This is a genomic window from Oceanobacillus sp. B139/18, assembly GCF_055524595.1.
Window position 1 is genome coordinate 257,573 of the sequence record NZ_JBVFXI010000003.1, and the last position, 25,920, is coordinate 283,492.

A 25,920-nucleotide genomic window follows, 5' to 3' on the forward strand; every position below is an offset into this window, starting at 1 on the left:
ACCACCTAATTTAATATATTATTTCCGCTTATGACTTTAACCGTTACTGATATCTGTCTGATTAACTGCCAAAAAAATACATATTTTGCAAGCTCTATCTATTTATATATTTCTGTTATATTTTTATTTCTGCTATTTTATCTCTATCTTTTTTATATCATTAGAATTCATTTAAATAGATTTAAACGACCAAAAATAATTATAACATCTCTGTGTATTTTATGATGAAAAAATCGTATTACATTTTTATTTCAATTCGACAACTCTTGTAACAATCAAAAAAGAACACTAATTAAGCTCGGCATAGAGCGGTTTAACACAGCTTCTTATAATCGACAATTTTTTATGTTTACTAGTTGAAAAGGTTTTGTTTTAAAGGATAACGGGTAATTGAGCGGTTTGTGCTAAAACGACGGATTTTGGAATTTTTGAAAGGCTGGAGGGTACACTGTATTTCATGAAGAAGATTGATTTTTATCATTATTTCTATTTGAACATTCAAGTAAAAAGCAGCATTAACCCGCTATACCTAATAAACGAAGAACTATGAATGTAAACCTGATAACGACGAAATATCAATGCTTTTAAAATACTTTTTTTAAATAAAATGAGAAGAAGAGACACAGACGCTTGCCGTAAAGCAAACGTCTGTCCGTCCCTATTGTTCAATTAACCAGGATGCCAACTCTTCTAAGTCTTGTCCTTCTACTTGCGACTGCGGCGGCATGCTGCCAATACCTTCTTGGACGATATCCTCAATTTGTTCCTGAGAATATTTTGACCCAATATCAAGCAGTTCAGGACCGCCATTTCCAGAAAGGTCAGCACCATGACAGTTAGCACAGTTATTGCGATACACTTCCTCGCCAGCTTCTAAATTTTCAGCTGAATCGCTGTTGGTATCGTCTGCATTACCGCAAGCTCCCAGAATAATAACCATTCCCAGGAACAAGGCAGCTAATCCTTTTTTCATCGCCTCAATCCTCCTTGCCAGTTGCTACTATTAGTATATCTGCTTCGGTTTCATTCTACATAAATCATTATGAACAAAAAAGGACAATTGGTGTTTATTTCATTTGGGAACGGAGATATCCGTCAATAAATATATCCAGATTACCGTCCATTACTGCCTGCGTATTCCCTGTCTCCACATCTGTTCTATGATCCTTGACCATTGAATACGGGTGGAAAACATACGAACGAATCTGGCTTCCCCAGCCAATTTCCATTTGTTCTCCGCGAATTTCTGCTAGTTCTTGCCGCTGTTTTTCAATCTCCAGCTGATAAAGCTTTGATTTTAACATTTTCATCGCTTGTTCCCGGTTTTTGATCTGGGAACGTTCATTTTGACAGGTAACAATGATATTAGTCGGAAGATGCGTAATCCGTACAGCCGAATCCGTCGTATTGACATGCTGCCCGCCGGCGCCGCTTGCACGATACGTGTCTATTTTTAAATCCTCTGTTTTTACATCAATATCTACGTCGTCGCTCATCTCTGGTGTCACATCACAGGATACAAAAGATGTATGCCGTCTTCCTGAGGAGTCAAAAGGAGAAATTCGGACAAGACGATGAACCCCTTTTTCCGCTTTTAAATAGCCATAGACGTTATGACCTTTGATTAATAACGTAACGCTTTTCACACCAGCTTCATCTCCGGGGAGGTAATCAATGGTCTCCACAGAAAACGAATGGCTTTCCGCCCAGCGCTGATACATACGCAGCAGCATACTTGCCCAATCCTGCGATTCTGTACCGCCTGCTCCTGGGTGCAGCTCTAAAATCGCATTATTCGCATCGTAAGGCTCGCTCAATAAGAGCTGTAATTCAAATTTATTTACTTTCTCTTTAAAATCCTTCAGCTCTGACTGCAGATCTTCAAATAACTCTTGGTCATTTTCCTCTTTAACCAGCTCATAAGATACTTCCAGATTGTCTAATGTTTCTTCAATCTCTTCAAAAGAATCGACGTAGCTTTTTAATCCATTCGATTCTTGAATAACTGTTTGCGCTTGATTCTGATCATCCCAAAAAGCAGGATCGGCCATCAATGCTTCTAATTCAGCAATCCGTGCTTTCTTTTGTTCGAGGTCAAAGAGACCCCCTGAAATCTTCAACACGTGAAGTTATTTTTTCCAGTTCTTGTTTAATTTCGCTTAATTCCATATACTGATTCCTCCTAATATTGCTTTTCCTTGCCATGGTATAACAGGTGCTCTGTGCAGGAAAGCTCTCTGTTTCCCCCAGCCGGGTTTCCCCGCCAATAGCCGTTGTATCCACTATTGAACAGGGGGTTATTTCAAATGAATGCCGATTAGCTTATTGCTTACCATGACAGTTTTTATACTTTTTACCGCTGCCGCATGGACAAGGGTCATTTCGCCCTACGGTATTATTTTTCACAACTGGTTTTCTGGATTTTTTCTTCTGACCGTCACCGCCTCCAGAAACAGCTTGCGTATTTTTAACGACTTCCTGACGCTGCAGATTATCCTGAATCTGTGCTTTCATCACATATTTGGATACTTCCTCTTCAATGCTTGCAATCATTTCTTCAAACATTGTGAAGCCTTCCATTTGATATTCACGCAGCGGATCGTTCTGACCGTAGGCACGTAAATGAATACCTTGGCGAAGCTGATCCATCTGGTCAATATGGTCCATCCATTTTGTATCTACTGTGCGCAGCAGAATAACTTTTTCAAACTCAACAAACTGTTCCGGCGTAATCTCTGCTTCTTTTGCATCATAACGGCGATTCACTTTTTCCATAATAATGCCGGTTATTTCTTCTGCTTCCTTATCCTGAAGCTCTGCCGTTGTCATATCACCTTGCTCTAATAGGTTACCTTCTATATATTCCACAATAGCATCCAGGTTCCATTTATCTTCATCATTATCCTGTGTATGTGTTGCAACAATTCGCTCTACAGTAGATTGAATCATATTTATAATGATTTCACGCAGGTTGGTTTCAGAATCAATGACGTCAAAACGCTGTTTATAAATAATTTCACGCTGTTCACGAAGCACATCATCATAAGACAGAACCGTTTTACGTGCATCGTAGTTATTCCCTTCCACACGCTTTTGAGCAGATTCTACTGCACGGGAAACCATTTTACTTTCGATTGGCTGGTCATCATCCATGCCAAGCCTTTCCATCATCGCTTTCAAATTATCTGAACCGAAACGGCGCATCAGCTCATCTTCCATAGATAAGAAAAATTGGGATATTCCCGGATCACCCTGACGTCCGGAACGTCCGCGGAGCTGATTATCAATACGGCGTGATTCGTGTCGTTCCGTGCCGATGACAGCCAGTCCGCCGAGGTCTTTCACACCGTCTCCTAATTTAATATCTGTACCGCGGCCTGCCATGTTGGTTGCGATGGTTACTGCACCTCGCTGACCGGCATTTTCAATAATTTCCGCCTCACGGAAGTGGTTTTTCGCATTTAGTACTTCATGCTTTACTCCCGCACGCTTCAGCAGCTGTGAAATCAGCTCGGAGGTTTCTACCGCTACCGTACCGACCAGAACCGGCTGGCCCGTTTCATGGCGTTCTTTGATGTTATTAACAACGGATTTAAACTTGCCTTCCATCGTTTTATAAATTTGATCTGCACGGTCATCTCTTTGGACTGGCTGATTAGTTGGGATAGCAATAACATCCATATTATAGATGCTTCTGAACTCTTCTTCCTCTGTTTTTGCTGTACCTGTCATACCAGACAATTTTTTGTACATACGGAAATAGTTCTGGAAAGTAATCGAAGCAAGCGTCATACTCTCATTTTGTATTTGTAAGTTTTCCTTCGCTTCAATTGCCTGATGCAGACCATCACTATAGCGGCGGCCTTTCATTTTACGTCCAGTAAACTGGTCGATAATAATGACTTCGCCTTCTTCTACCATATAATCCGTATCTTTATGCATGGATACGTGCGCTTTCAATGCCTGATTAATATGATGCGTTAAGGAAACATGTGATAATTCAAATAAATTTTCAATACTGAAGAATTTCTCTGCTTTATCAATTCCTTGTTCCGTTAATTGTACTGCTTTTGTTTTTTCCTCGAAGGTATAATCTGTTTCCTTTTGCAGTGTACGCACAAATCGATCTGCCTGCTGGTAGAGCGATGCAGATTTTTTTGCTGATCCAGAAATAATCAATGGCGTACGGGCTTCATCAATTAAAATCGAGTCAACCTCATCGATAATGGCATAATTCAATGGCCGCTGCACCATCTGTTCTTTATATAACACCATGTTATCTCTTAAGTAATCAAAACCAAATTCATTATTTGTTCCATAAGTGATATCTGCTTGATACGCTTTACGCTTATCTTCCTTGGGAAGACCATTGTGGTTTAAACCGACCGTTAATCCTAAAAAAGCAAACAGCTCTCCATTTTCTTTCGCATCACGATCTGCTAAATAATCATTGACTGTAATAATATGCACGCCTTCACCCGAAAGCGCATTAAGATACGCTGGCATCGTTGAAGCCAACGTTTTCCCTTCCCCTGTTTTCATTTCAGATATATTTCCATTATGCAGCGCTACCGCACCGACTAACTGTGTACGGAAAGGGCGCATTCCGAGCACACGCTTAGAGGCTTCACGAACAACCGCATATGCTTCTACAAGAAGGTTGTCCAATTCTTCTCCATTTGCGACCCGTTCCTTAAATTCCTCTGTTTTCTTCTGTAAATCATTATCTGAAAGCTTCTGCACCTCAGGCTCTAATGCTTCGATCTTGTCCACCTGTTTTTCGATACGCTTCACTTGTTTTTGATTTCCGTCACCAAAAATCTTCGTTAAAATTCCTGCCATTATGAACGCTCCTCAGTTAATTGAAACTTTTATTGCTTATAGAATTACACTTGATTCAAAATTATATGTCATATACCACTATTTAAAGGTAATGATATCGTAGCTGATAAATTTACCATGTCTGATAGGCAATAGTCAATATAAGTAATCATAACACTTCCTAAACCGTTATGACAACTTACATTGTCCGTTTCGTTCCCAGCAGGGTCTCTTTCTGACACAAGCTAATTATCTATATACTGACAGACCTCCTGCATGTATAAAAAAAAGAACTGAAATGTTGATTTCAGTCCTGAATGAAGTGATCTTCCGAGGGTGTTTTGCGAAGAGTAGTACCGATTATAGATACACTACTTTTAAACTTTTTCTTTTTGTTCAGAGGATATCTGTGCAAGATGCTTATTGAGGTTGCCTACAATACGTAATAGCTGCTGAATCGTATGCTCGTGCTGACTTACCCGCTGTTCCAATTCATCCAGCACTCGCTGTGTCGTATACTGCATTTGACTGCCCCCCTTTACTTTCTAATTTATTTATACCACACGCCTTCTTTTCCAGCGAATCCGCAAACTCCATTTTTCAACAGCCAAAAACACAGTTTGTCTAGACAAACTGTGTTTTTGGCTGTAAAAATGACGCGTTTACCCGTATAAACTGAAAAAAAACGCCAGTTTGATGTTTTTTTCGACAAAATTTCATCGATTGGATAAAATTAATAAATTTTTTGGCTTATTTATTCTTCCTTTACCACAACAAAGCCTGTACATACGCACTTTGTGAGCTATTTCTATCATCGCTATATATTTTTTTCTTGATAAAAAAACTTTTTAGCCATCTCGTAAAAAAGCAGGATATTGCTCCCTCCATCGGAAGCAATATCCTGCTTTTTCTATTAATATACTATTTTATTTTGATTTAAACATGCGGTTCAATCAATCCGTATTTTCCATCACGGCGTTTATAAACCACATTGGTTTCTCCAGATTGATCATTAGTAAATACAAAGAAGCTGTGTCCAAGCATATCCATTTGCAGGATTGCTTCTTCAGAATCCATTGGTTTTAAGTTAAAACGTTTGGTACGTACTAATTCAATTTGATTTTCATTTTCTTCAGATGCCAGTTTTGCTTCTTTTTCTAATTCAGCAAAAGCATGCTTAGGAGCGCCGTTTTGTCTGAATTTACGATTGATTTTAGTTTTATGTTTGCGAATTTGTCTTTCTAATTTATCTACGGCTAAGTCTACAGCAGCATATAAGTCAATATGCTGTACCTCTGCACGCAGTAAGAGATTTGTCATTGGGATGGTAACCTCAATGCGCTGTTCATCATTATAGACACTTAGATTTACATGCACATCGCTAGTCGGAGCGGAATCAAAATATCTTTCCAGTTTGCTGATTTTCTTCTCAACATACTCTCGAATAGCGTTTGTAACCTCAATATTTTCGCCTCTAATATTAAATTTCATATAAGTGTCCTCCTTCTTTACTTTTATAAATATATTATAGCACTATTTCACAAACTTCTCTTGTCTAAACCCTTAATTTTCGTAAACGTTTTCTATTCATCCGGCCCAACCCCTGTACATGCAAGGGTTAGAAAGATTAAAATTTTTTGACAAAATTCGAAGTTATGTTTGAATTCGATTTACTAGAATCATATCCTTCTATTCTTTTTCTTCTCCACATCTAAGACAGAAAGTAAAGCATCCTCTCTTCTAAAAAAAGATAACCAGCTTGGCCATTGCTGATTATCTCTTTTTGAAAGGTAACAAACCTTTATTTTTTCTGATCTAAAAACATGCCGTCCATGCTTTGCATATTTTTATATGGATTGGAATAGCTTGATGTTGATTTCTTTTGCTGCTGTACCTGCTTCATTTCATTTTTTAAAGCAAAGAATATAAATTTTATCTTTTGCTCAATATCTTGGTTCATGTGGACGATTGCTTTTCCCAGCTTGTCTTCATCCTTTGTGTATGGAGGAGCTATTGCATCAAGCAGCTCTCCTCTCTCTTCCATCATTTTTTGAAAGGTATTGATAACCTCTTCCCGATTATGTGAATCAATATCCTGGGATAATAGCTGCTGCATGCTCTCTGTTAATTGGTAGATAGGTATGATCCGGTTCATCAGATGGAAGCACCCTGACTGTATTTCTGCTGACGATCCTTTAGAATGACCTGTTTCCAAACATCGCGAAATTCCTCTGCATAGCTGAGCGCCTCTTCTAACTTTTCGGTATCATTTTTTATATTCGCTTCTGTTAATAGATTATGCATATAGTCATATAACGGCATCATCTGATGAGAGATTTCCATATTCATATCCAATGTCACCATGAGTTCATTAATGATTTTTTGCGCTTTTTGGATGTTGGTATTTTTAGCAGCAAAATGGTCATTATCCATCTCTTTCCTTGCTTGTTTAATAAATTTAATACAGCCATTATAGAGCATCAGCGTCAGCTCTCCGCCTGATGCTGTATTAACGGCGTTATTTTGATAGGTTTGATATGCTTTATTACTACTCAAATTGCATCACCCTTCTTTCTTATTGTGCCAGTCCAGGAGCAAAATTCGACATCAGCATATCGGATTGCTGATTCATCATGGAAATAGCACGCTCCATCTCTGAAAATTGTCTCCAATAACGCGATTCAACTTTTTCCAAACGACGCTCGAAATTCTCAATTCGGCTGTTGATTTCTTCCATGCGCTTCCCTAGTGCATACCCATCTAAGGATACACTTGTTGCCGTGCCAGCACGCTGATTAATTTGACCGATTGTATCTTCCACAGCATCTTCCAGACGATTGATTAATCCTCTGCCTTCTCCTTCTGAACTGTTCGAGAAGAGCCTTTGTACACTTTCCGGATCGGCAGCAAGTGCATCCCGCAAATCAGCTTCATTAATAACAAGCTTCCCGCCATCCATATAATCAGATGACGTTTCAATTCCAATCTCTGTTAATGAAGTGAATGCTCCGTCATTTTTAACTGTTCCATACCAGCTTTGGCGCATATTAGTTAATCCACTAGATAAGAATGATTCTCCCCGCAGCATTCCGCTTTTTGCTTTTTCTTCCCAAAGTTCAATTTCACGCTCGGACATATCTAATTTTTGCTCATCTGTTAACGGAGGAAAATCACGGAAAACTTGTTCCCGCTGCGATTCATTTATTTTCTCAACAATTTCATTATAAGCTTCCACAAACTCGGTGATTTTTTCAACGGTATGGTCAATATCATTGGTTACGTTTAATGTTGCTTCGCCTTCTGTTTTATTTAAGAATTGGAAGGTGACGCCATTTAGCTGGTAGTGGTTATCCTGAGTTTCTACTTCATAGGCACCGTTGTATGTGAATTTTGCGTTTTGGGCGCCTTGTTCTCCACCTCTCATTACTCCATCTTCCACTTCTACCGGATCTTGACTTAGTCCTAATTGTGAGAAAAAACTTCCTTCACTATCATCAAATTCTATTTCTTTTCCATTCGGATTATAAACCCCGGTTCTTGTAGCTTCTATAATAACTTTATTTGAATTCTCATCATAAGTCATCCGAACTGGACTATCTACATCATCATTAATTCTCTTGACAACATCGGAAAGTTTGTCTCCATCCCGAATCTCATATTTATGTTCTTTAACCCCGTTATCTCCGTAAGAACTATCTTTTCCATATGTTTTAAATGTGATAGAACCAGTAATTCCTTGCTCACTTAAAGTCTTTTCAGTATCAAATTGAACTTCTTTAGCTCCAACATTAATCGCAGAGGTCGCTAACTGCTCCACATTAATCCGATACGTACCACTATTCGCACCAGCATTCCCCGTAGCACGAACCGCATCCTCCTGTGTCGAGGAAATAATTTTTTTATTAAAAGTTTCACTCAATTTCATATTCAAAATCATATTCTGATCAAAGTTGCCTAATAATTTATTAACGTCCCGGAAAGCATCACGTTTCCATTCCAGCTTTGTCCGGTCCTGATGCATTTTATCAAGCGGGATTCTTTCTGCGTTCATTAAATCTTTAATCATGGATTCTGTATCAATTCCACTTGCCAATCCGCCAATTCGCATATTCACTCACCTCTATATCTTTTTATTGATTAACAGGCCCATGAAGTCGGCCATTTCTGCATACATATCTAATAACTTTTTGGGAGGAATTTCTCGTATAACCTCGTCTTTATCTGCGTCTACAACAGTAACATAATACTTTTCCAATTTATCGTGCATTTCAAACTTTACATTTCTTCTGACCGGCTCTAAAAAGCCATTCATTTTTTCAATAACCTGCTCTACTTGTTCTTTGCTCACTGCTCTGCTCGCTTCTGTCTTGGTTGCTTCTATTTCTTTTGCTTCAGATGGTAAAGCAGCGGGGGATGTAACAGCCTTAATGGGATGAGGAATAAATGAAGTGTCCTGCACTCCAGTTTTATTTACAACCATCAGGTCACAACTCCTTACTGTTTATCTTTTATATCGGCTTCTTTTATGAAATGTAAAGGGTTAAATACAAGTTTTCTAGCATGATTGTCAGGTTTATCTGTACGATAATAAAAGAAGGACGTAAAAGTTATAGTTTTTCTCCTTTTAAGAAATCAAAGAGGTTTTGATCAATCTGTGCCGCTTGATTATTTTGGTTTTTGATATCTACATAAATCTCCTGCCGGTAGATATCTACTGACTTTGGCGCACGAATACCCAGCTTGACCTGATCCCCTTCAATCGCAATTACTTCTACTTCAATATCGTCACCGATTTGGATAGCTTCATTTCTTTTTCTGGAAAGTACAAGCATTATTTTTCCTCCTTTTCATGGGAAGGCCGGTTGATTGGCGTTCTGGATGAATACGCATCCGTTTGAAGGACGACCTGTTTTGCCAAGTTTTCTTTAACGTGAATCACAATTGGCGCTTTCAGGTTAATGGTGCTGTCCGTAAAAGGTTTATTTACAGTGACAATCGTATAGATAGCTACATCATTGCGATCTTTTATTTTTAACAGGTCAATAGTAGAGGGTTCCAGTTCAAACACATAATCCTGATACAGATAATAGGGGTCGGTAATGATAAAAGCTAATTGCGCATTATCTGCCGATTGTAAAATATGAAACATCTGGTTATCTGGAAATTCCAGTAATACAAATTGTTTGGACTCTGAAAATCCGGGTATTCCGGATGGAAATGTAATTATTTTTGACTCATCGACTTCGATTTCACCTAAGTACGCTGATGTCATCTTCATGGTGCACACTCCTTATATTTTTGTATTGATTACTTCAATTGTTAACTCCGGACGCTGGGCGAGGGAGGATTCTATGCTTCCAGGTGTATATTGCATGATTGGTTTATTTGCTCTTCCTTCAATCACCGGCTGATGTGTTTGCACCTGAATATCTAAATCTGCCGGTTCATAGGAAGTTTTTACAGCAAAGGTAGAAGGTATAAATGTAATCCCCAATCTTTTTTGCTCTGAAAATGCGTTTTCCATCGCCTGTGCCTTGATGGTATCTGCACTATTTTCAATGCGCATTAATGCATTGCCCTGCCGTGCTCTTCTGGCAGTCCCTTGAGCAGCCGCCTGTTCCCCGGCCTGCGCATTTTTGGCGATGCTTTTTTTCGCACTTAATAAATTCATGTCCTCCCATGCCTGGCTCTGATCGATGTTTAGCTTTCCTTGTTTCGTACGCATGGAGATTTCTGCTTTGGGCTGTCTGATGATTAAATCACCAGACGGTTGTGACATATGTAATTGTGCCGGCTCTGTTTGAATTTGTATTTTTGCCGGCTGTGAATGCATTCTAATTTGTGGAATCTCCATCTCTTTTCCCTCTCCATCGCATGATTTAGAAAACATTGGCTTGGCTAAGCCTTTGAGTGAATAACATGCTCACATCCGTCTTATAAAAAAACTGTCCTATTTGCTAAAAACACCCTGCTCCAAACAACGTAGTGGGCAGGGTGTTTTATACGTAACAAACTTTCACGTGAACTTGTCCTTATCGTAAAAAGTCAACCAGAGAAGGCTGGATAATACGAGAACCTGCTGAAAGTGCTGCCCGATGTAGACTCTCTTGTGTAATCAGGTTCGTAATTGCCTCTGCAAAATCGACGTCTTCATTATCAGATAACGTTTTTGTCGTGACGATTTTTTGATCGGCTAAGCGGTTTTCGACAAGCTCTACCCGATTCATACGGGCACCGATTTCTGCACGTGAATCAAGAACGCCGCCAATCGACGCTTCTAATTCGCCAATGCTTTCTTCGATACCTTCTCCGTCTACAAGGCGTGAAATAAAGCTATCTACCGTTGCAAATAAATCTCCATTCTCGCCAAAAACGGTAGATCCATCTGTATTTGCTTTTACGGTAATCCCGCTTGAAACTTCGATAACCACATCATCATCTGCAAAATCAACCGTCAGTTCTCCATCTTCGCCTATTGTTACTGGTTGTACATCCGAATTTGTACCGTTAAAAATATATTTTCCATTCACACTCGTATTCGCTATATCTACTAAATGCTCTTTTAATTGCTTTGCTTCTTCTACAATACTCTGGTATTCATCACTGCTGTTTGTCCCATTGCTTGCCTTTACTGCCAGCTCTTTTAACCGCTGCATCGCATGATTGGTCTGGTCAATGGCAGCATCTGTATTATCCAGCCAGCTGTTCACTTCAGAGGTATTCCGTTCAAACTGTTCGATTCGTGCTAATTCGGAACGGTAAGAAACGCCCTTCATCGCAATCATCGGATCATCAGAAGGCTTGGATATCTTTTTCCCCGTGTACAGCTGATCCATATATTTATTCATTTGCGTACTGTTATGTGATAAATTACGTAATAAGTTATTGGAAAGCATACTTTGAGTGACACGCATTTTTCTAACCTACCTTCCTACTAATCCCATTCGGTTGATAATTGTATCTATTAATTCATCCATCGCTGTCATTCCGCGGGCAGCTGCATTGTATGCATGCTGGAATTTAATCATGTTCGTCATTTCTTCATCCAGAGAAACTGCACTGATCGATTGACGCTGGTTATTGACCTGGTGCTGTAATGTCGCTGTATTATCCAGCATGGTGATGGCATGGTTAGCATCCACGCCGACTTCACCGATAATGGATTCCAGATAACCGTTCACAGAGACACCATCTAAATCCTCATTAGCACTTGTAAAAACATTCGACAAATCTCTTGCCAGGTCTCCTGAATTTCCTTCTCTTGACACATTAACTTCGGAACGGTCTTTTAAAGCAACTGCCATTTTCCCGGCAGCCCCCCGTGCATCAGTTAATTCTTCAAAAAATGGCAGCCCGGAATCCCCTTCTTGATGCAGTTCATTGATGCTGGTCACAATTGCATATGCCAGATTATCCAGCTTTTCAAGCATTTCCGGGAAATCGCCTTTTGCTACCGCGTTATCCCCTTCGCCCTCCGCATATCCGGAAGCATGTACATAGCTTTGGATAGTGCCTCTGGAGGATGTAATATCCACATCGCCTACATTAATGCTTTCAAAAACTTTCATTCCATTAATTTCTGTATAAACCGGGTCATCGATCTGCCGGGTTTCTCCTGTCACGCCATTTACGATATTCACCGGCTCACCGTCTGCAACAATGATATTCACAATGGCGACACCATCCCCCTGCTTCCCGCCCGGAATATGGTCTTTATTGTATGTCACATCAATATTCACAATTTCTGAAAGCTCATCCAAAATATTATCGCGTCGATCATATAAATCATTGGCAGTATACCCATGCGTTTCGAGCTTTTTAATTTGGGAATTGATATCTTTCAGGTTTTCAATCATACTATTTGCCTGATCAATTGTATTCTCTGTCTCCGTTTGTAAATCCGTACGAATCGTATTCATCGAAGACGACAGATGATTGAACGTATCAGCCAGCGCTTCCCCTCTGCTCAGGATGACTGCACGTCCCCCATTTTCGCCCGGGGTGGTAGATGCAGTCTGCAACGCACTCCAGAAATCACTCATTGCTGCTTCGATGCCTGAATCGCTCGGTTCATTCAATAAATTTTCCATTCTTGAAAGTGCCTCTGTCCGTTGAGACCAATAGCCTACAGAAGCATTCTCCGATCGAAATTGTGTATCTAAAAATTGATTGCGGATACGCTGTACAGACCCGGCTTCTACTCCGGTCCCCATCTGGCCAGGCAGATGCGGACTGTTCATCCCCGGCGTCGGGTAAGGATTCATCGCCTGCATATTAACGCGCTGTCTGGAGTATCCAGGTGTATTGGCATTGGAAATATTATGCCCGGTTGTATATAAAGCACTTTGCTGTGTACTCAGTGCCTGACGTGCCATTTCTAATCCTCGGAACGTGCTCATGCCTTCTTCTCTCCTTTTCTACGCTTTCGAATCAAATAAAGAACGGTTGGACATCTTATCAGAGGATGCAGTTCCGTAATTCATTGAGTTGATGGAAGGATTAACTAATTCCATCGAAAGCTGAACAAACTTCATCGATTCTTCCAGTAATGCTTTATTTAATTGCTCTTGTCTTTTTAGCTCTGTCATTGTATCCGTTAGTGCAGCCGCTGCATCTGCTGCCATTTTCTGCTCTTCTCCATCCAGCCTGTCCAAGATTTCTGTAATGGTCAGTGATGCTGCGGCATCAGGCTGTTCTTGATTCCATGCTTCTGCGGCTTCCTGTCTTTGTTGTTCCTGTTTCTCCAGTTGACGGATAAGCTTCTGCTCTTCTAAAAGCAATGCCTGAAATTCATCCAGCTTATTATTCGTCAAAGCTTCTGTCTTTCGCTTGGATAATCCCAGTAAATCTTTGTGTGTTGCGGTTAAATCATTCATTGCGTGAATCAGCTGTATGCCCACACCGTTTCCTCCTTTGACGGTATTCCCTTACTTACCAGTCCAAAAATCATGCATTTTCTGAGCAACCTTCTCATAATTTATTTCATATTGATTGCTCTCGATTTTTTGTTTTATCTCATTGACATATGCTGCCCGCGTTTCATTGGGCTGCTCCTGCTTCTGCAGCTTTTTCGCTTCCGGCGATATCTCAATACTGTCCTTCTTATATGCTTCAGACTCGACTGCCTGTTTATCCTTAAATGCCTGTTTATATGGATTAAAGTTGGTTGGATTTGGTCCATGTATTTTCAATTTCTGCACCCCTTCCAGTAATGCGTGATTTCTTTGGATACTGCATTACTCTTTCTTTGTCCGATTCTGGTATGTTAATCTTTCTTCCATTCTCCTTTTGCATAATACGTTGTTTCACTTTCTTCTTTCAGCGCTTTTTCCTGAATGGATTCCACTGCATCATGCCGCTCCAGTTCTTCCTTCAGCTCTGTCTGGCAAGCATCACATAAAGTCCCTTCTGTAATAGGCCGCTGGCACCTTTCACAAGGATAGGACAAATTAGGGAAGTGAGAAGGCTGGAGCCTTTTTTCCCGGATAAATTTATGAAGAATACTTTCATCTACATCTATCGCCTCTACAATCTGCCCAATTGTAGCCATCCGGTTTTCCCGTTTTCTTAAAAAGTTATATACCATTCTAAAATCTTCTTCTTCTTTTTTATAGCATTCGTTGCATATTTCTCTAAATTGCTTCACAAACACACGATTACATCGTTCGCAGTTTGCCAGTTCTCCCATTGCCGTTTCTCCTCTCTGCTCTGCATATTGCCAGGAAGGAATTTATCATTTCATATTTTATTTTCACGAAATACTTTTGCCTACTTATATCATCGTCACTATTGCCGCTATTGTTAATAGTAAATTCGATTTATTTTACGTTCGTTACATTTATTATAACAAATCGTTTCGCAGTTTTGGGAGCAGTTCTATTATTCATCCTGTGCAGGCCTGCCCTTCTAACTTCGTGCTACTGTTAAGGAATACACTGCCGGGCAGCCGTGAAGCTTCAGCTGCTGTGCTGCCTGCCGGACAGTTGTACCAGTTGTATAAATATCATCCACAATCAAAGCTGGCTGCTGGAGGGCCTCTGTGATAAAAAAAGGATTCCCTCTTTTTAAACGCGACTTCCGATTTTTCTTTGCCTGCTTTTCCCCGCTGTTTCTTCCCAACGCATGCTTTACTGGAATATCCAGCATTTCTGCCAGAGCTAATGATTGATTAAACCCCCGCTCCTGCATTCGATTTTTACTTAATGGAATAGGCACGGCCGCTATGGATGGCGTAATCGAAGCAAATTGTTTTTCAAAAGCACGCTGCAGGTCCTTCCGAAAAACCTCTCTTAATACATAATCTCCCCGGAATTTCCATTGGGTAATCAGGTCACGCATCGTTTCATTATAATAGTAAATAGAATAATTCCCTTCTATATTTTCTCCTAATTGCCTCCACTGCTGACAATCAGAACAAATGGCGCCGTTCCACGCCCGGCTGCATACCTCACACCGCTTTCCAGAAATTATTTTGAGTTTTGCGGCACATGTTTCACAAAGAACCGAATTCGCTTCTATCGTCAGCCAATTCGACCATGTCAGGGGCTTTTCTAAGAGGGCATAGCAGTATAAACAAATATTCAACGCTTTCTCCCCCTTGCATTCATATCTAAAATCATCTGCCTGGCTTTTTCCATGGCATATGTTTTCCCATCATGGAAAAAGATAACCTCTCCCGATGGGTCATCCGCACTTCTTCCGGCACGTCCAGCAATTTGCACCAGTGCAGCTTCATTAAATACTTCATGGCCGGCACCCAGCACAACTACATCCACAGAGGGAAAGGTCACTCCCCTTTCCAGGATTGTTGTTGTAATCAAGGCGTGTAATTTCTTTTCCCGGAACTGGTTGATTTTTTCTTCTCGATTCTGATCCGCCGCAAAAACGATTTCTAATTCTTCTGCGGCTGCTATCGTATTGGTTTCAAGCAGGGAAGTGGAAATGACTTCCTTTAATTCCTTTGCCATGACGATTTCCGGCACGAATAACAGCAGCTGCCGCTTCGGATTTTTTCTCTGCGTAAGCCATTTTAATAAGACATGGGGAAGCTTTTTATTTGTCAGCTGACTGGTAAGGTAAAAGGAAAATTTAAATTTTGGGACAGGTAAAAGATGTCCATGGTAACGCAAAGGCACAAAAACATGCGGGAGTTTTCCAAGCTTCATTTGCAGCCTGAAGTTTTTACGAGGGGTGGCTGTGAGGTATAATGTCGTAGCCTGCTTCTTAACAGCTTGCTTGGCAGCATACATCAGGCTTCTATCTAAATAATAGGGAAAAGCATCTACCTCATCAATGATTAATACATCAAATGCCTGATAATAGCGCAGCAGTTGATGCGTAGTGGCTAAAATCAATTGGGACCTGCCAGTACGTTGCTCACTGCCGCCATAAAGAGCTTCTATGGTGATGTTTTGAAAAGCCTGTCTCATTCTGGGGAGTAATTCCCGGATAACATCGACGCGTGGAGAAGCCAGAGCAACACGATCCCCGCGCTTCAATGCCGCAGTAATTGCCGGGAACAGCATTTCTGTTTTGCCGGCACCGCAGACAGCCCAGCATAGATAGGATGGAATTATTTCGTTAACGGCTTGCTCCAGGTGCGCCGCAGCCCTGCTTTGAGCTGGCGTTAACTGTCCTTCCCAGGTTAACGGATTGGCATGCACCGGCCACCGTGCCTCTGCGCCATTCCAACTATACAACGGCTTGCATTCGCTGATCCTTCCCATTTGGATACAGTTCCGGCAATATAAATGGGTTTTCTGGCAAATTCCACAAGAGTATTCGGAAAAATAATGCATGGCTGTATTGCCGCAGCGAGTACATTTTGCTGCTCCTTTATTATTTTCAATTGCAGGAATTGGAATGAGCTGCTTCGTAGATCGGAGTACTTGAAAACAGGCTTGAGGTATGGGGACTTCATCTTCTAATAATCGTTTTCCGGATAAAGCCTGAGCGAGGAGTGCAGGGGTTAGGGGAATCTGTTTGTCCATACGTAATATAACACCTCCGTAAATTGTGGGGAAAAGCATCTATTTAGCAGAAAACTTCATTCAGTGCGCTTTTCTGCTGCTGAATGAAGTTTTATTCTATTTTTTATACCAAGCGACGCCAACAGCGCCTTGTCCGAGATGCGTACCAATAACAGGTCCAAAATAACTGATAGATGTTTCGATTTCCGAATGTTTTTCTTTAAAATCCGCTTCGAGCTTCTCGGCATAAGAACGGTCATTTCCATGAATAAACACTACGCGCAGTTCCTTGCCTCCGTCAACCTCTTCTTCCAGCATGGCAAGGATGCGGGATATCGCTTTTTTCTTCGTGCGGATTTTTTCAAAAGGAACAATCAGCTTATCCTCAAAATGAAGAATCGGCTTGATTTGTAACAGACTTCCTAATATCGCTTGGGCATTCGATAATCTTCCGCCTTTTTGGAGGTTCGTTAAATCATCCACCATAAAATAAGCGCGGGCTGATTTTTTTATTTCATCCAATCTCGCTAAAATAGCCTCTGCAGATGCTCCATTTTGAGCCATTGCCGCAGCTTCAAGCACATAAAAGCCCTGCAGCATACAGCTGATTTCCGAATCGTAGGCATACACATCGATTCCTTCCACCATGTCACCTGTACTTACCATGGTCTGATAGGTTCCGCTTATTCCGCTCGATAAATGAACCGAAATAACAGCGTCATAGTCTTCTGCTAATGCTTCTAATTTTTTCGTCATCTCGCCGACAGACGGCTGTGAGGTACTTGGCAATTCTTTGGCGTCAGCAAGCTTCCGGTAAAACTCCTCCGTGGTAATATCTAATTCTTCACGATAGGATCCATCCGGGAAATTGACACTTAACGGAACCATATGAATATTATATTTCTCCCGTTCTTCCGGCGTAATATATGCTGTACTATCTGTCATAACAGCAACTTTCATAGGCAATTACCCCTTTTCTTTTCTGTTACTATACTGTCTTGTTTCTGTATATCCTCATAGAAAACGGCTTACTTGACATTATTCTACACGAAACGGCTGTAAAAATCGAATGCTTTCCGGCAAGATGAACGTCTCTCCTCACCATTATGAAGAAATGAGAGATTCTGCTTGCCCAGAGGGAAAAAAGCGCCCTGACAGACTCAATCAGGACGCTTTTTTGTTTATTATAATTAAATAACCTCTACCCAGCCTTTTCGTATAGCACACACAACAGCCTGCGTACGATCATTCACATTCATTTTTTGAAGAATATTACTTACATGGTTTTTTACTGTTTTTTCACTGATATAAAGCGACTCTGCTACAGCACGGTTGCTTTTCCCCTCTGCCAGCAGCTGCAGCACCTGACATTCACGTCTTGTCAATAAATGAAGCGGCTTGCGGTGCTCTACATGTCTGTTTGCCAGACTGGAAGTATTTTCCCGTGCCAGACGTCGATACTCTTTTACTAAATTATGTGTAATGCGCGGATGTAAATAAGAACCGCCCTCGCTAACTACTTTAATTGCTTCAACAAGTGCTTCTGCATCCATCTCTTTTAGCAGATAGCCTTGCGCCCCCGTTTTCAAAGCATGTGTCACATAATTTTCATCATCATGGATAGACAGAATGATTATTTTTGTATGCGGAAATTGTCTCAGTAAGTCAGCAGTTGCCTGTACCCCGTTAATTTTAGGCATATTGATATCCATTAACACAACATCCGGATTATTATCTCTTACAAGATTAGCTGCATCCGTTCCGTCATCCGCTTCTGCAACTACCTTAAATGCCGGTTCGAATTCTAAAATTCGTTTGACACCTTCGCGAAATAATTTGTGGTCATCAATTAATACGATATTTACTTCTTTTTGTGCGTCCATATATATATCTCCTTTTCTACTAAATGATACTAATTGAACTGTCATGTTGTCTTCATCATTAATAGATAGATAGTTTTCTCTAGATTAAATAAGTCTATTGTAGTATATTTCATCATTATTGTCTCATTTCAGCTCAAACTATTTTTAACAGCTTATTTATTTATGAATGATGACACCCCTATGAAAAAATCCAGATACTTTCTACTTTTCTGCAAAAAGCTCTTTTTTTCTACAATATCTCTTTTTCATTATATACTTAAGTTAACGAATATGGAACATTAATTGTAACCGTTGTTCCTTTTCCTTCCCCTGTCACGATTTCCAGCTTGCCGTCAAGCATCTCCACGCGTTCTTTCATCCCGATTAATCCAAAGGAATTATCACTTTTTTCTTCCGGATTAAACCCTTTCCCGTTATCGGCTACAATCAGAATCAATCTATCTTTTAAAATTTCTAATTTCACTTTGATTGTTGTTGCTTCACTATGCTTTATCACATTCTGCGCAGCCTCCTGCATTAGCCGGAACAAAGCAACCTCATATTTGGAATCTAATCTTTTTTCTTTCCCAAATACAATAAAATCTACATGAATATTATGATATTCGGTCAATCTGTCAACATATTTCCGGATTGTCGGGATAAGTCCCAAATCATCCAAGGCCATTGGACGCAGGTCATAGATAATTCTCCGCACCTCCTGTAAAGAAGCACGAACATTTTTTCGCAGCGATTTAATTTCTTTGCTCACTTCTTCTGGCGACCCTTTTTTTATGACATAGTCCAAAATATCGGACCGTAACAAGACATTAGCCAGCATTTGAGCCGGTCCATCGTGGATTTCCCGGGAAAGCTTCTTCCTTTCCTCTTCTTGTGCTTCAATGATTTTCAAACCAAATTCCTGTTTTTCTCTGGCATCTTCAATCATCTCATTGACCTGTTTCATGTCATCCATCATAAAATTAAAAATAACCGTCATTTTAGCGGTAAGCTCTTCTCCGCGTTGCAATATATGTGTAAGATTTGTCAATCTGAGCTCTATCTCATCACGCCGCTTCCTTAACAGTTTTTCCTCTTCGCGCATAATGACTAATTTTGTTTGCAGATCATGTGTTTTTTCATAAACCTTCCGCACTTCTTCCTCAGAGTATTTCATAAAGTCTCTGCTGACTGCAGCAAGCTTCTTACGGTGATTTTTGACTTCGTTCTCTAACTGATCACCGTTTTTGATATATTCCTTTACTTTCTTTTTCGTTGATTCTAATTCCCCAGAAAGGTATTCATACTCTTTTCTGCCTTCCTCGGTCATTTCAAATACTTCATCCTTACTCTGGTTTACCATCTGCATTACATTCTCTACAATGTTATCTATCGCTTGACTGCTTAATCTTATTGTCATAAGAAACTCACCAACCTATGTTATAATTATTCGTAGCTTTCCTTGGTTTTATAAGGTTATTTAAAAATTAATTTCACCAAAATCCGGTATATATCTGTTAAATTAAATATGAAGCGAAGATAACAGCTGCTCAAGCGGACTTAAACGGCATTCCCAAAAGACACAGCTGGTTACAATGCCTTAGGGATGTTATGTAATACTTAAAATAATGAGGTGAAAATAAAATGCTATCAACTTATTATACCGTAAATAAACAGGGTACAGACGAAATAACCATTCAAAAGTCACGTTTTATCGCAAATGTTAAAAGGGTGGAATCAGAAGAGGAAGCACAGGAATTTATTCAATCTATTAAAAAGGAACACCGGGATGCGACACATAATTGCTCCGCATATATTATCGGGGAAACCGATTATATCCAAAAAGCGAATGATGACGGTGAACCAAGCGGAACAGCTGGTGTCCCAATGTTAGAAGTATTGAAGAAAAAAGGATTAAAGGATACTGCTGTGGTCGTGACAAGATATTTTGGAGGAATCAAACTGGGAGCCGGCGGGCTTATCCGTGCTTATGGCTCAGCAACCACACAAGGCATCCAAACGACCGGAATCGTCCGCAGAGAACTGATGCAAGGTGTTTCCGTCACTGTCGAATATACACTGCTCGGCAAGCTGGAAAACGAAATTCGTCAGCAGTCCAAATATCTTTTGGAGGACATTCATTATCTTGAGAATGTCGCATTTATTATTTATGTCAAAACGGAAGAAACCGATACTTTCCAAGATTGGATAACGGAAATGACAAATGCGCAAGCAGCATTCGAACTGCTCGGCCAGAAATATGTCGACATCGATGTAGAGGATACGCCTTCATAATAAAAAAACTCTGTCAGATTGCTCGATAATCCGACAGAGTTTTTATTTAATAACTTCTTTTTATGTTTGTGGTCGTATTTAATGATAATTCCTTAATAAGTAATTGAATGATTTCATCCATTGAATTTACTTTTTGATTTTCCGTATCATGAATAACCCGTTTCAATATCTTCTGATACTGTTCTTGCTCTCTGCCCATTCATCTACCGCCTTTAAATATTTTTTCTAAAAGTCGTTAACCTATACTCTACATGCAAATATGTAATATTGCACTCTAAGATGAATTTTCTTACTAAACGTAATTCTATATAAAAATAGAAGCGTTGTCTACTAATTTCGATAAATTTTTTAACTCTTTTGATAGATTCATAAATGACAGCGATTTCATCTATTCAAAGGCGTAACCCCCCCGTCAAAACTCCTCTTTACAGCTAATTCAAATCTCACAGCGAATCAAAAGTCCTACCCTCAGGAGAAATAGTACGCACAAAATTTGTTTTAAACATAGACGATTTATCTAATTTTCGATATAATCTATTACAGATTTATTTTTCCTGACAATTAGTAAAAATTTGTTTAAATTAAGGAAAGAATAGAGGAGAATATATTGGTGTCCAGATTAAATGATAGAAGTCGTAAAAGAAAAAAATGGCCATTTATTGTTGGTGGAATCATACTGTTTTTCATTTTAGTCGTCGGCGGCGGGGCCTTTTTTGTGTGGAATCAGGTTGGCAAGGTTGTTGAATCGATGCATAGTCCATTAGAAAGAGATAATGACCCTGAACGGCAGGATGAAATCAACCGGCTCTATAGCGATTCAGATGCAGTTAACATTCTGCTTCTGGGAGTAGATGAACGGGATGGAGATGTCGGACGTTCGGATACGATGATACTGCTTTCCTTAAATCCAAGAACCGACTCCATGCTTATGTTAAGTATTCCTCGTGATACCTATGTAAATATCCCGGATCGGGGAATGGATAAAATCAACCATGCGTATGCATTTGGTGAAGCTGCTCAAACAGGAGGCGGTACTGAATTATCTGTGGAAACAGTAGAAGAAGCCTTTGATTTGCCTATCCACTCCTATGTACGTGTGAATATGGAAGGTTTCCAGCAAGGTATTGATGCATTAGGCGGCGTTACTGTTCAAAACAGCACAGCTTTTTCTCAAGACGGGCATGATTTCAGCGAAGGAAATCTCACTTTAAATGGCGAGGAAGCTCTTTCTTATATCCGCATGAGAAAAGAAGACAGCCGCGGTGATATGGGAAGAAATGAACGCCAACGTAATGTTATCGTTGCTGCAATGGATGAAGCAGCCAGCTTTTCAAGCATTACCAAAGCAGGCAACATCCTGGACATCTTAGGAAATAATGTCCAAACGGATTTAGATATGAAACGGTTGCAAACATTATTTACAGACTATAGCGGAACAAGAAATAATGTCGAAACAATGGAAATAGAAGGAGACGGTCAAACCATCGGCGGAGTTTGGTATTATGTGGTACCTGATGATGAATTTAACCGTATCCGCTCAACGATTACCGACCATATGGAACAAAAATAAAGAAATGTGTCATTACTGAAACTTTTTTCATAGATTTCAGAACTGCAGACAGCTGATTCCAATTGGAAAACAAAACGTCACCTGGTAAATATACAGCGTGACGTTTTTTCACACAGTCTCTTCCTTTTTCTGATTGGATCAATATACTTTTAAAAATTTCATGTCATTCTATCTATTTTTCTAAAAAAAATGTAGAACGTGGTATACTTTTACGTAAAGAGATATTTTTTAATGGGGGTTAGAAAATGTGGAAAAAAAGTTTATGGATGATTCTTTTTATCGCCCTGTTAGCCGGGTGCTCTGAAGAACAAACCGACCCGACAAATACGTTAAATCAATATGCAGAAGCAGTAGAAGAAGGAGACTATGAATCTCTGTATCATCTTTTTTCTCAGGAAACAAAAGATACATATAGCGAAGAAGAGTCCGCTCTGCGCTTAGGAAAATTATATGATGATATTGCTGCTACGGATATTGAAATAAATATACAGCAATTAGAGGAAAGAGAAGTCGCTAACGCATATGACGACGGCATAGCAACGATTCCCTTCACTGTTAGCATGAACACAACCGCCGGTGAAATTTCATTTGATTACCAGGCAGAACTGACTTTAATCGAAAAGGAAGATGAAGAAGACAGCTGGCTGATCAATTGGGATTCCGGCTTTATCTTCCCTGATCTTGCAGATGGCGGAGAAATCCGCATTTCTACCAACGAGCCGGAAAGAGGAGAAATCCTTGACAAAAATCAGATGCCACTGGCAATCAATGATACCGTATACGAATTTGGAGTTATCCCGAGTGAATTGGGAGAAAATGAAGCAAAGCGCGAAGAAATAGCCCGTTTACTCGGAATGTCTGTCGACTCTATTAATTCCAGTATCGAAGCAGAATGGGTGGAAGATGATTTATTTGTTCCGCTGAAAACCATCCTCCCAGATGATTCAGATACCGTACAGGAGTTAAATGCAATCGATGGCGTTTCCTATCGTGAAATAAACGGCAGGGTTTATCCAGAAGGCGAAATAACTGCTCACTTAGTAGGTTATCTCCGCTCCGTAAATGCAGAGGATTTGGAAGAGCTAGACCCGACAGAATACACTTCTTCTGACAGAATCGGAGCACGGGGATTAGAAAGTTTATTTGAAGAAGAGCTTCGCGGTAAAAAAGGAGCGACGATTCAAGTAACAAAAGATGACGGAGAAGATGTGACTTTAGCTGAAACAGAAGCAGTAGACGGAGAGAATATTACAGTAACAATTGATATCAATATTCAGGATGATGTTTTTCAAGGATTTGATGAGGAGCCTGGCAATGCAGCTGTCATCGATCCAAAAACGGGGGAAACATTAGCCTTAGTCAGCAGCCCGTCTTTTGATCCAAACGATATTCTTTATGGCACTGCCCCAAATTATTGGGCAGATATGGAAGAGGATGAGTTACAGCCTATGCTGAATCGTTCTTCCTCCACGTTTGCGCCTGGTTCTGTTATTAAACCGGTCACTGGCGCAATCGGGCTGAAAAACGGTACGATTGAATACGATAAAGGCATTGAAATTGATGGATTGCAATGGGAGGATTACAATGTAACACGTGTATCGACCTCCGACGGACCTGTGGATTTAGATGATGCCCTGGTTCGTTCAGATAATATTTACTTTGCAATGAAAGCCGTTGAAATGGGCGGAGATGCTTTTGTTGAAGGGCTGCATGAATTTGGAGTTGGAGAAGAATTCCCATACACCTATCCGGTTTCAGATTCTACCATTTCTAATTCAGGTGAGTTAGACGACAATTATTTACTGGCACACACAAGCTATGGACAAGGTGAAATTGAAATGAGCGCGCTGCATCTGGCAACTACTTATTCCGCCTTCTTGAATAATGGAGATATGATACAGCCGACATTATTAACAGATGAAGAAACCGGGCAGTTTTGGAAAGAAGGCTTAGTTACGGAAGAACAAGCGAATCAAATCCAAGAGTCCCTTCGTAATGTGGTCACAGAAGGAACTGGTAAACCTGCTGAAGAAGCCGATTTTCCTATCTCAGGTAAAACAGGTACCGCCGAATTAAAATTAACCGGAGAAGACAGCGGAGATGAAAATAGCTGGTTTGTCGGCTACCCGACAGATGACCAGGATCTCATGATCGCCATCATGGTGGAAGGAACCAAAAACAATGACCGCAGCTCCGGAGTGGAGAAAGCTACAGAAATATTAATGGATATTAAAGAGTAGAGCTTCTATAGCAAAAAGGGTTTGAGCACTGGTATTGTTGCTCAAACCCTTTTTTTATAAGCAAAAGAAAGCCATTTAACAGAATAGCATCTGTCAAACAGCTGAAATAGAAATATAGTCATTTTATTGATTGTTTAAGGCACTTGTTAATTCTAAGAATGTTTCTTTGTCATCGTTATCAATCGCTTTATCAATCAGCCTTCTGACATTTTCATACTCCATTTCTGCTATCAGCTGGTCTAAAGCCTTTTGCTGTTCGGAAACCTCCTGCGAATCTTCAGGTAAATAATAGGATTCTGCAATACGGTGAAGCATTTCCAAAAAGCCGGGAATCGAAATCAATTGTGACATGGAGATAGTGAGTACTTCTTTCCCTTTTTGAAAAGCAAAGACATCATCGACATTCTCAATTTTTTTCGTCTTGCGATTAATACGAACTTCCGTAGATTTTACAGGGATAAATTGATATACCTTCTTATTCATGATAATGGAGAAGTATTGATATGCTAAAATAATCCGGATATATTTCTCTTCTGTCTTTACATAATAAGGCTTTAACATTTTAACAGTAACCATCTTATCCCCCCTATTTAGGACACACTCTAAATTTTCTGTTAATTTATTCTACCGGATATAGCTGAAAAAATCAAGCAGAGATTTTTAATTGTTTAGAAAACTTGGTTTTTATTAAAAATTGAAATGATCATGGGCTTCCATTTAACGCTTCTGCTTCTTCCTCTGAAAAAACTCTCGAACGAGTTAAAAATCTTTTTCCTTCAGGTCCTTCTAACGAGAACATCCCGCCCCTTCCATTAACAACATCAATAATAAGCTGCGTATGCTTCCAATACTCAAATTGATCTCTAGATATATAAAATGGGATATCGCCTGGCAGTTTTCCTAATAAGACATCCGACTCGCCGGTTTTTAGCTCTCCAAGCGGATAACACATGGGCGAGCTTCCGTCACAGCAGCCTCCTGACTGATGAAACATAAGCGGGCCATGAATGTCTTTCAGCTTCTCCATCAAGTTCTGCGCATCCTGCGTTGCAACCACTCTGTCTACCATGGAAAATACCTCCTTATTTAAGTAACTGCAGACAAGAGAATCCGTATGTTTCGGCAGGCATACGTATCTAACCTATGCCTGCCATTTTGCTGTTCCT

Annotated in this window: 28 protein-coding genes; 3 read left to right on the plus strand and 25 right to left on the minus strand. The window is 40.1% G+C overall.

What is annotated here, in order from left to right; all coding sequences use genetic code 11:
• Window positions 1-658: 658 nt before the first annotated feature.
• The 22 genes from ACZSMY_RS11680 to ACZSMY_RS11785 form a co-directional block, all read right to left on the minus strand.
• Entirely contained in the window at window positions 659-973 is a 315-nt protein-coding gene (locus ACZSMY_RS11680; RefSeq protein WP_042530197.1) for a c-type cytochrome, read from the minus strand.
• A 94-nt stretch (window positions 974-1,067) separates the two neighbouring features.
• A protein-coding gene (gene prfB, locus ACZSMY_RS11685; RefSeq protein ID WP_139089017.1) for a peptide chain release factor 2 occupies window positions 1,068-2,169 on the minus strand; the annotation gives its coding sequence in 2 pieces (ribosomal slippage) (window positions 1,068-2,096 and window positions 2,098-2,169; 1,101 coding nt in all).
• A gap of 153 nt (window positions 2,170-2,322) precedes the next feature.
• The gene (secA, locus tag ACZSMY_RS11690) at window positions 2,323-4,842 is read right to left on the minus strand and encodes a preprotein translocase subunit SecA (protein WP_042530195.1); all 2,520 of its coding nucleotides are present in this window, start codon (window positions 4,840-4,842) and stop codon (window positions 2,323-2,325) included.
• A 356-nt stretch (window positions 4,843-5,198) separates the two neighbouring features.
• Complete coding sequence (locus ACZSMY_RS11695; protein ID WP_175297008.1) at window positions 5,199-5,345, minus strand: hypothetical protein; 147 nt, start codon at window positions 5,343-5,345, stop codon at window positions 5,199-5,201.
• 412 nt (window positions 5,346-5,757) lie between these two features.
• Complete coding sequence (gene hpf / locus ACZSMY_RS11700; protein ID WP_042530193.1) at window positions 5,758-6,312, minus strand: ribosome hibernation-promoting factor, HPF/YfiA family; 555 nt, start codon at window positions 6,310-6,312, stop codon at window positions 5,758-5,760.
• A gap of 310 nt (window positions 6,313-6,622) precedes the next feature.
• Window positions 6,623-6,976, minus strand: coding sequence for a flagellar protein FliT (fliT, locus tag ACZSMY_RS11705; RefSeq protein WP_042530191.1), 354 nt, complete (start codon window positions 6,974-6,976; stop codon window positions 6,623-6,625).
• Window positions 6,976-7,377: a flagellar export chaperone FliS gene (gene fliS / locus ACZSMY_RS11710; protein WP_042530189.1), complete on the minus strand. Its 402-nt coding sequence runs from the start codon at window positions 7,375-7,377 to the stop codon at window positions 6,976-6,978. The genes fliT and fliS overlap by 1 nt, the downstream gene beginning before the upstream one ends.
• Window positions 7,378-7,396: 19 nt before the next feature.
• Window positions 7,397-8,929 (minus strand): flagellar hook-associated protein 2, encoded by a 1,533-nt coding sequence (locus tag ACZSMY_RS11715; RefSeq protein ID WP_465147807.1) that lies wholly within the window; start codon window positions 8,927-8,929, stop codon window positions 7,397-7,399.
• A gap of 12 nt (window positions 8,930-8,941) precedes the next feature.
• On the minus strand, window positions 8,942-9,301 hold the full coding sequence (gene flaG, locus ACZSMY_RS11720; RefSeq protein WP_084612853.1) for a flagellar protein FlaG: 360 nt from the start codon (window positions 9,299-9,301) through the stop codon (window positions 8,942-8,944).
• Window positions 9,302-9,428: 127 nt separating this feature from the next.
• The gene (gene csrA / locus ACZSMY_RS11725; RefSeq protein ID WP_040978816.1) at window positions 9,429-9,653 is read right to left on the minus strand and encodes a carbon storage regulator CsrA; all 225 of its coding nucleotides are present in this window, start codon (window positions 9,651-9,653) and stop codon (window positions 9,429-9,431) included.
• Entirely contained in the window at window positions 9,653-10,099 is a 447-nt protein-coding gene (fliW, locus tag ACZSMY_RS11730; RefSeq protein WP_042530185.1) for a flagellar assembly protein FliW, read from the minus strand. Before fliW ends, csrA begins: the two co-directional genes overlap by 1 nt.
• Window positions 10,100-10,111: 12 nt before the next feature.
• Window positions 10,112-10,675, minus strand: coding sequence for a DUF6470 family protein (locus ACZSMY_RS11735; protein ID WP_368901344.1), 564 nt, complete (start codon window positions 10,673-10,675; stop codon window positions 10,112-10,114).
• A gap of 178 nt (window positions 10,676-10,853) precedes the next feature.
• A complete protein-coding gene (gene flgL, locus ACZSMY_RS11740; protein WP_042530181.1) occupies window positions 10,854-11,735 on the minus strand; it encodes a flagellar hook-associated protein FlgL in 882 nt (293 codons plus the stop codon).
• 9 nt (window positions 11,736-11,744) lie between these two features.
• A complete protein-coding gene (flgK, locus tag ACZSMY_RS11745; RefSeq protein ID WP_256704985.1) occupies window positions 11,745-13,220 on the minus strand; it encodes a flagellar hook-associated protein FlgK in 1,476 nt (491 codons plus the stop codon).
• Window positions 13,221-13,238: 18 nt separating this feature from the next.
• Window positions 13,239-13,721 carry a flagellar protein FlgN gene (locus tag ACZSMY_RS11750; RefSeq protein ID WP_052484912.1) on the minus strand — a complete coding sequence of 161 codons (483 nt, stop codon included), beginning with the start codon at window positions 13,719-13,721 and terminating at the stop codon, window positions 13,239-13,241.
• A gap of 27 nt (window positions 13,722-13,748) precedes the next feature.
• Entirely contained in the window at window positions 13,749-14,012 is a 264-nt protein-coding gene (flgM, locus tag ACZSMY_RS11755) for a flagellar biosynthesis anti-sigma factor FlgM (RefSeq protein ID WP_042530177.1), read from the minus strand.
• A 74-nt stretch (window positions 14,013-14,086) separates the two neighbouring features.
• A complete protein-coding gene (locus tag ACZSMY_RS11760; protein ID WP_042530176.1) occupies window positions 14,087-14,509 on the minus strand; it encodes a TIGR03826 family flagellar region protein in 423 nt (140 codons plus the stop codon).
• Between the two features lie 218 nt (window positions 14,510-14,727).
• Complete coding sequence (locus tag ACZSMY_RS11765; RefSeq protein ID WP_042530173.1) at window positions 14,728-15,405, minus strand: ComF family protein; 678 nt, start codon at window positions 15,403-15,405, stop codon at window positions 14,728-14,730.
• On the minus strand, window positions 15,402-16,811 hold the full coding sequence (locus tag ACZSMY_RS11770) for an ATP-dependent helicase ComFA (protein ID WP_042530171.1): 1,410 nt from the start codon (window positions 16,809-16,811) through the stop codon (window positions 15,402-15,404). The genes ACZSMY_RS11765 and ACZSMY_RS11770 overlap by 4 nt, the downstream gene beginning before the upstream one ends.
• Before the next feature lie 96 nt (window positions 16,812-16,907).
• Window positions 16,908-17,750: a DegV family protein gene (locus ACZSMY_RS11775; RefSeq protein ID WP_042530170.1), complete on the minus strand. Its 843-nt coding sequence runs from the start codon at window positions 17,748-17,750 to the stop codon at window positions 16,908-16,910.
• A 230-nt stretch (window positions 17,751-17,980) separates the two neighbouring features.
• Window positions 17,981-18,673, minus strand: coding sequence for a response regulator (locus ACZSMY_RS11780; RefSeq protein WP_042530169.1), 693 nt, complete (start codon window positions 18,671-18,673; stop codon window positions 17,981-17,983).
• 256 nt (window positions 18,674-18,929) lie between these two features.
• Window positions 18,930-20,069 (minus strand): sensor histidine kinase, encoded by a 1,140-nt coding sequence (locus ACZSMY_RS11785; RefSeq protein WP_042530167.1) that lies wholly within the window; start codon window positions 20,067-20,069, stop codon window positions 18,930-18,932.
• 224 nt (window positions 20,070-20,293) lie between these two features.
• Here ACZSMY_RS11785 and ACZSMY_RS11790 point away from each other — a divergent pair, with 224 nt between their 5' ends.
• Window positions 20,294-20,944 carry a YigZ family protein gene (locus tag ACZSMY_RS11790; RefSeq protein ID WP_042530165.1) on the plus strand — a complete coding sequence of 217 codons (651 nt, stop codon included), beginning with the start codon at window positions 20,294-20,296 and terminating at the stop codon, window positions 20,942-20,944.
• Window positions 20,945-20,990: 46 nt separating this feature from the next.
• Here ACZSMY_RS11790 and ACZSMY_RS11795 read toward each other — a convergent pair whose 3' ends face one another.
• Window positions 20,991-21,143 (minus strand): hypothetical protein, encoded by a 153-nt coding sequence (locus ACZSMY_RS11795; RefSeq protein ID WP_175297007.1) that lies wholly within the window; start codon window positions 21,141-21,143, stop codon window positions 20,991-20,993.
• A 411-nt stretch (window positions 21,144-21,554) separates the two neighbouring features.
• Between ACZSMY_RS11795 and ACZSMY_RS11800 the strand changes: the two genes are divergently transcribed.
• Both ACZSMY_RS11800 and ACZSMY_RS11805 read left to right on the plus strand, forming a co-directional pair.
• Window positions 21,555-22,514 (plus strand): LCP family glycopolymer transferase, encoded by a 960-nt coding sequence (locus ACZSMY_RS11800; RefSeq protein ID WP_445376001.1) that lies wholly within the window; start codon window positions 21,555-21,557, stop codon window positions 22,512-22,514.
• Between the two features lie 245 nt (window positions 22,515-22,759).
• Window positions 22,760-24,754 carry a penicillin-binding transpeptidase domain-containing protein gene (locus ACZSMY_RS11805; protein WP_465147808.1) on the plus strand — a complete coding sequence of 665 codons (1,995 nt, stop codon included), beginning with the start codon at window positions 22,760-22,762 and terminating at the stop codon, window positions 24,752-24,754.
• 123 nt (window positions 24,755-24,877) lie between these two features.
• Here ACZSMY_RS11805 and ACZSMY_RS11810 read toward each other — a convergent pair whose 3' ends face one another.
• Together ACZSMY_RS11810 and ACZSMY_RS11815 are read right to left on the minus strand one after the other, a co-directional pair.
• Window positions 24,878-25,330, minus strand: coding sequence for an IDEAL domain-containing protein (locus tag ACZSMY_RS11810; protein ID WP_193064272.1), 453 nt, complete (start codon window positions 25,328-25,330; stop codon window positions 24,878-24,880).
• A 127-nt stretch (window positions 25,331-25,457) separates the two neighbouring features.
• Complete coding sequence (locus tag ACZSMY_RS11815; protein ID WP_193064271.1) at window positions 25,458-25,823, minus strand: DUF779 domain-containing protein; 366 nt, start codon at window positions 25,821-25,823, stop codon at window positions 25,458-25,460.
• Between the last annotated feature and the right edge of the window lie 97 nt (window positions 25,824-25,920).

Coding starts and splice junctions, on each gene's coding strand:
- hpf (WP_042530193.1), bottom strand. CDS start 6,312: ATGAAATTTAATATTAGAGGCGAAAATATTGAGGTTACAAACGCTATT.
- ACZSMY_RS11695 (WP_175297008.1), bottom strand. CDS start 5,345: ATGCAGTATACGACACAGCGAGTGCTGGATGAATTGGAACAGCGGGTA.
- csrA (WP_040978816.1), bottom strand. CDS start 9,653: ATGCTTGTACTTTCCAGAAAAAGAAATGAAGCTATCCAAATCGGTGAC.
- ACZSMY_RS11790 (WP_042530165.1), top strand. CDS start 20,294: ATGCTATCAACTTATTATACCGTAAATAAACAGGGTACAGACGAAATA.
- ACZSMY_RS11815 (WP_193064271.1), bottom strand. CDS start 25,823: ATGGTAGACAGAGTGGTTGCAACGCAGGATGCGCAGAACTTGATGGAG.
- fliW (WP_042530185.1), bottom strand. CDS start 10,099: ATGAAGATGACATCAGCGTACTTAGGTGAAATCGAAGTCGATGAGTCA.
- ACZSMY_RS11735 (WP_368901344.1), bottom strand. CDS start 10,675: ATGGAGATTCCACAAATTAGAATGCATTCACAGCCGGCAAAAATACAA.
- ACZSMY_RS11785 (WP_042530167.1), bottom strand. CDS start 20,069: ATGACAATAAGATTAAGCAGTCAAGCGATAGATAACATTGTAGAGAAT.
- ACZSMY_RS11780 (WP_042530169.1), bottom strand. CDS start 18,673: ATGGACGCACAAAAAGAAGTAAATATCGTATTAATTGATGACCACAAA.
- ACZSMY_RS11810 (WP_193064272.1), bottom strand. CDS start 25,330: ATGGTTACTGTTAAAATGTTAAAGCCTTATTATGTAAAGACAGAAGAG.
- ACZSMY_RS11775 (WP_042530170.1), bottom strand. CDS start 17,750: ATGAAAGTTGCTGTTATGACAGATAGTACAGCATATATTACGCCGGAA.
- flgL (WP_042530181.1), bottom strand. CDS start 11,735: ATGCGTGTCACTCAAAGTATGCTTTCCAATAACTTATTACGTAATTTA.
- flgK (WP_256704985.1), bottom strand. CDS start 13,220: ATGAGCACGTTCCGAGGATTAGAAATGGCACGTCAGGCACTGAGTACA.
- ACZSMY_RS11680 (WP_042530197.1), bottom strand. CDS start 973: ATGAAAAAAGGATTAGCTGCCTTGTTCCTGGGAATGGTTATTATTCTG.
- fliT (WP_042530191.1), bottom strand. CDS start 6,976: ATGAACCGGATCATACCTATCTACCAATTAACAGAGAGCATGCAGCAG.
- ACZSMY_RS11805 (WP_465147808.1), top strand. CDS start 22,760: ATGTGGAAAAAAAGTTTATGGATGATTCTTTTTATCGCCCTGTTAGCC.
- secA (WP_042530195.1), bottom strand. CDS start 4,842: ATGGCAGGAATTTTAACGAAGATTTTTGGTGACGGAAATCAAAAACAA.
- flaG (WP_084612853.1), bottom strand. CDS start 9,301: ATGGTTGTAAATAAAACTGGAGTGCAGGACACTTCATTTATTCCTCAT.
- ACZSMY_RS11795 (WP_175297007.1), bottom strand. CDS start 21,143: ATGGGCAGAGAGCAAGAACAGTATCAGAAGATATTGAAACGGGTTATT.
- ACZSMY_RS11770 (WP_042530171.1), bottom strand. CDS start 16,811: ATGGACAAACAGATTCCCCTAACCCCTGCACTCCTCGCTCAGGCTTTA.
- ACZSMY_RS11715 (WP_465147807.1), bottom strand. CDS start 8,929: ATGCGAATTGGCGGATTGGCAAGTGGAATTGATACAGAATCCATGATT.
- ACZSMY_RS11760 (WP_042530176.1), bottom strand. CDS start 14,509: ATGGGAGAACTGGCAAACTGCGAACGATGTAATCGTGTGTTTGTGAAG.